This is a genomic window from Glutamicibacter ardleyensis (assembly GCF_014644555.1).
Taxonomy (GTDB): Bacteria; Actinomycetota; Actinomycetes; order Actinomycetales; family Micrococcaceae; genus Glutamicibacter; species Glutamicibacter bergerei.
Map to the genome: position 1 here is coordinate 1 of NZ_BMKX01000018.1, position 5,444 is coordinate 5,444.

Consider the following 5,444-nt stretch of genomic DNA (forward strand, 5'->3'; position numbering starts at 1 on the left):
AGTGTTTGTTGTTTGAGAACTCAATAGTGTGCCAAGTTTGTTGATACCGAATTATTTTTAATTTGGTGGATATATAACATTTGCTTGGAATGATGCACCCCCGTGTGTTGTTTCAAGTGTTTTTATTCGCCAGGATTTTATCATCGATTCTTCCCTTATTTTCCAAGGGGTTTCGGTGGCTTTTTGTTTTTTATGGAGAGTTTGATCCTGGCTCAGGATGAACGCTGGCGGCGTGCTTAACACATGCAAGTCGAACGATGACCCCGTGCTTGCACGGGTGATTAGTGGCGAACGGGTGAGTAACACGTGAGTAACCTGCCCCTGACTCTGGGATAAGCCCGGGAAACTGGGTCTAATACTGGATATGACCTTTAACCGCATGGTTTTTGGTGGAAAGATTTATCGGTTGGGGATGGACTCGCGGCCTATCAGCTTGTTGGTGAGGTAATGGCTCACCAAGGCGACGACGGGTAGCCGGCCTGAGAGGGTGACCGGCCACACTGGGACTGAGACACGGCCCAGACTCCTACGGGAGGCAGCAGTGGGGAATATTGCACAATGGGCGAAAGCCTGATGCAGCGACGCCGCGTGAGGGATGACGGCCTTCGGGTTGTAAACCTCTTTCAGTAGGGAAGAAGCGAAAGTGACGGTACCTGCAGAAGAAGCGCCGGCTAACTACGTGCCAGCAGCCGCGGTAATACGTAGGGCGCAAGCGTTATCCGGATTTATTGGGCGTAAAGAGCTCGTAGGCGGTTTGTCGCGTCTGCCGTGAAAGTCCGAGGCTCAACCTCGGATCTGCGGTGGGTACGGGCAGACTAGAGTGATGTAGGGGAGACTGGAATTCCTGGTGTAGCGGTGAAATGCGCAGATATCAGGAGGAACACCGATGGCGAAGGCAGGTCTCTGGGCATCTACTGACGCTGAGGAGCGAAAGCATGGGGAGCGAACAGGATTAGATACCCTGGTAGTCCATGCCGTAAACGTTGGGCACTAGGTGTGGGGAACATTCCACGTTTTCCGCGCCGTAGCTAACGCATTAAGTGCCCCGCCTGGGGAGTACGGCCGCAAGGCTAAAACTCAAAGGAATTGACGGGGGCCCGCACAAGCGGCGGAGCATGCGGATTAATTCGATGCAACGCGAAGAACCTTACCAAGGCTTGACATGTTCCAGACCGCCTCAGAGATGGGGTTTCCCTTCGGGGCTGGTTCACAGGTGGTGCATGGTTGTCGTCAGCTCGTGTCGTGAGATGTTGGGTTAAGTCCCGCAACGAGCGCAACCCTCGTTCCATGTTGCCAGCACGTAAAGGTGGGGACTCATGGGAGACTGCCGGGGTCAACTCGGAGGAAGGTGGGGATGACGTCAAATCATCATGCCCCTTATGTCTTGGGCTTCACGCATGCTACAATGGCCGGTACAATGGGTTGCGATACTGTGAGGTGGAGCTAATCCCTAAAAGCCGGTCTCAGTTCGGATTGGGGTCTGCAACTCGACCCCATGAAGTCGGAGTCGCTAGTAATCGCAGATCAGCAACGCTGCGGTGAATACGTTCCCGGGCCTTGTACACACCGCCCGTCAAGTCACGAAAGTTGGTAACACCCGAAGCCGATGGCCTAACCACCTTGTGTGGGGGGAGTCGTCGAAGGTGGGACTGGCGATTGGGACTAAGTCGTAACAAGGTAGCCGTACCGGAAGGTGCGGCTGGATCACCTCCTTTCTAAGGAGCTAACCAATTATTGGTTGCCCGTTTCTGTCACGAGTGTTGGCAGGCGGGTTGCTCATGGGTGGAATATCAATGAACTCAATACCGGAAAAACAGATGCAGCTCATGTTGTGTTTGGTGGTATTGGCTGTGGCTGCATGGTGTTCATGCTTTCTTAGTACGCGTTTGCTTCTCCTTTGGGGGTTGTGGGTGTTGGAATGAGGGTGTGGGGGCCAGGTGGTTTGTATGGTTTGGCATGCTGTTGGGTTTTGAGGCAACAAGCCCCCTTTTGTTGAGGGGTTTGGTGTTTCAGTGTTTGTCCTGTGTCTTTGCACGGTCATCGTGATGGTTCGCCTCTTTGTGGGGTGGGTTGTTGGTGGTTTGTGTGGGGGTGTGGGGTTGTTGTTTGGGAACTGTATAGTGAACGCGAGCATCTTATAAGATGACCATGTTAGAGAGCCTTTTGGGGTTTTTTGGTGTGGTTGTTTTGTGATTTTGTTGATTGTTTTATAGCTCAAACTTGAGAACTTGTTTTGTGTTGAAGTTTTTAAGGGCGCACGGTGGATGCCTTGGCATCAGGAGCCGATGAAGGACGTGGGAATCTGCGATAAGCCTGGTGGAGTCGATAACCTGACGTTGAGACCAGGATTTCCGAATGGGGAAACCCCGTACGGTGTCATGCCGTATGACCCGCAGCTGAATGTATAGGTTGCGTGGAGGGAACGCGGGGAAGTGAAACATCTCAGTACCCGCAGGAAGAGAAAACAATAGTGATTCCGTTAGTAGTGGCGAGCGAACGCGGATGGGGCTAAACCGGTTGGTGTGTGATAGCGGATAGGCGTTGCATCACCGGGGTTGTGGGGCCCACATGTGCCAACCCTATCTGGTTGGCGGGATGAGGTGCAGGCGTATAGGTGAATCGGTTGGAATGCCGGACCAGAGAGGGTGATAGTCCCGTAGGTGTAATGCGTGTCTGCCGTTCTAGTGTGGGTACCCGAGTAGCACGGGGCTCGAGAAATCTTGTGTGAATCTGCCAGGACCACCTGGTAAGCCTGAATACTACCTGATGACCGATAGTGAATCAGTACCGTGAGGGAATGGTGAAAAGTACCCCGGGAGGGGAGTGAAATAGTACCTGAAACCGTGCGCTTACAATCCGTTAGAGCATGACCCTTGTGGTTGTGTGATGGCGTGCCTTTTGAAGAATGAGCCTGCGAGTTAGTGCTGTGTCGCGAGGTTAACCCGTGTGGGGAAGCCGTAGCGAAAGCGAGTCTGAATAGGGCGTTTGAGTGGCACGGTCTAGACCCGAAGCGAAGTGATCTACCCATGGCCAGGTTGAAGCGTGTGTAAGAGCGCGTGGAGGACCGAACCCACTTCAGTTGAAAATGGAGGGGATGAGCTGTGGGTAGGGGTGAAAGGCCAATCAAACTTCGTGATAGCTGGTTCTCCCCGAAATGCATTTAGGTGCAGCGTTATGTGTTTCTTACCGGAGGTAGAGCTACTGGATAGCTAATGGGCCCTAAAAGGTTACTGACGTTAGCCAAACTCCGAATGCCGGTAAGTGAGAGCGTAGCAGTGAGACTGTGGGGGATAAGCTTCATAGTCGAGAGGGAAACAGCCCAGAACGCCAACTAAGGCCCCTAAGCGTGTGCTAAGTGGAAAAGGATGTGGAGTTGCTGTGACAACCAGGAGGTTGGCTTAGAAGCAGCCACCCTTGAAAGAGTGCGTAATAGCTCACTGGTCAAGTGATTCCGCGCCGATAATGTAGCGGGGCTCAAGCACACCGCCGAAGTTGCGTCATTCAGATATTTACCCGGTTTCGATTGGGTGTTTGGATGGGTAGGGGAGCGTCGTGTGGACGGTGAAGTCGCGGTGTAAACCAGCGGTGGAGACCACACGAGTGAGAATGCAGGCATGAGTAGCGAATGACGGGTGAGAAACCCGTCCGCCGAATGATCAAGGGTTCCAGGGTCAAGCTAATCTGCCCTGGGTGAGTCGGGACCTAAGGCGAGGCCGACAGGCGTAGTCGATGGACAACGGGTTGATATTCCCGTACCGGCGAAGAACCGCCCATACTGAGCGATTGATGCTAACCAGTGTTGAGCATGACTGTTGCGGCCTTCGGGTTGTTTGTTGTGTGAGGTGTTGGGAACCGATGTTGTGAGGTCAGCGTATTAACAGGTGTGACGCAGGAAGGTAGCCGAGCCAGGCAATGGAATTGACCTGGTCCAAGGGTGTAGGGCGAGTCATAGGCAAATCCGTGACTCATATAGCCTGAGACCTGATAGGCGCCCACTTTGGTGGGTGATTTGGTGATCCTATGCTGCCTAGAAAAGCATCGGCGCGAGGTTCTAGTCGCCCGTACCCCAAACCGACACAGGTGATCAGGTAGAGAATACTAAGGCGATCGAGAGAATCATGGTTAAGGAACTCGGCAAAATGCCCCCGTAACTTCGGAAGAAGGGGGGCCTGCCCCGTGGAGAAGACTTGCTCTTCTTTTGCGGGTGTGGGCCGCAGAGACCAGGGGGAAGCGACTGTTTACTAAAAACACAGGTCCGTGCGAAGTCGCAAGACGATGTATACGGACTGACTCCTGCCCGGTGCTGGAAGGTTAAGAGGACCGGTTAGCAACTTGTTGCGAAGCTGAGAATTTAAGCCCCAGTAAACGGCGGTGGTAACTATAACCATCCTAAGGTAGCGAAATTCCTTGTCGGGTAAGTTCCGACCTGCACGAATGGAGTAACGACTTCCCCGCTGTCTCAACCATGAACTCGGCGAAATTGCAGTACGAGTAAAGATGCTCGTTACGCGCAGCAGGACGGAAAGACCCCGAGACCTTTACTATAGTTTGGTATTGGTGTTCGGTGCAGCTTGTGTAGGATAGGTGGGAGACTGTGAAGCTCGGACGCTAGTTCGGGTGGAGTCATCGTTGAAATACCACTCTGGCTGTACCGGTCACCTAACTTCGGACCATGATCTGGTTCAGGGACAGTGCCTGATGGGTAGTTTAACTGGGGCGGTTGCCTCCTAAAATGTAACGGAGGCGCCCAAAGGTTCCCTCAGCCTGGTTGGCAATCAGGTGTCGAGTGTAAGTGCACAAGGGAGCTTGACTGTGAGAGTGACAGCTCGAGCAGGGACGAAAGTCGGGACTAGTGATCCGGCGGCACCTCGTGGAAGGGCCGTCGCTCAACGGATAAAAGGTACCTCGGGGATAACAGGCTGATCTTGCCCAAGAGTCCATATCGACGGCATGGTTTGGCACCTCGATGTCGGCTCGTCGCATCCTGGGGCTGGAGTAGGTCCCAAGGGTTGGGCTGTTCGCCCATTAAAGCGGTACGCGAGCTGGGTTTAGAACGTCGTGAGACAGTTCGGTCCCTATCCGCTGCGCGCGTTGGAAATTTGAGAAGGGCTGTCCTTAGTACGAGAGGACCGGGACGGACAAACCTCTGGTGTGTCAGTTGTACTGCCAAGTGCACCGCTGATTAGCTACGTTTGGAAGGGATAACCGCTGAAAGCATCTAAGCGGGAAGCCTGCTTCGAGATGAGATTTCCATGCACCTTGAGTGTGAGAGGCCCCCAGCTAGACCACTGGGTTGATAGGCAGGATGTGGAAGCAAGGACTAAAGACTTGTGTAGCTGACCTGTACTAATAGGCCGATGACTTACAACACACTGTAAAGCAATTATTTGAGACAATTATTGTTCGCGTTCACTATACGGTTACGAGACAACAACCTTGTAACA

The 5,444-nt window shown here is 53.2% G+C and carries 2 rRNA genes; both read left to right on the plus strand.

The features are described 5' to 3' along the window. Window positions 1-189: 189 nt before the first annotated feature. A 16S ribosomal RNA gene (locus IEX04_RS18505) occupies window positions 190-1,715 on the plus strand. Window positions 1,716-2,237: 522 nt separating this feature from the next. Then, a 23S ribosomal RNA gene (locus IEX04_RS18510) occupies window positions 2,238-5,371 on the plus strand. Together the 16S and 23S rRNA genes form the textbook arrangement of a ribosomal RNA operon. Window positions 5,372-5,444: the final 73 nt, after the last annotated feature.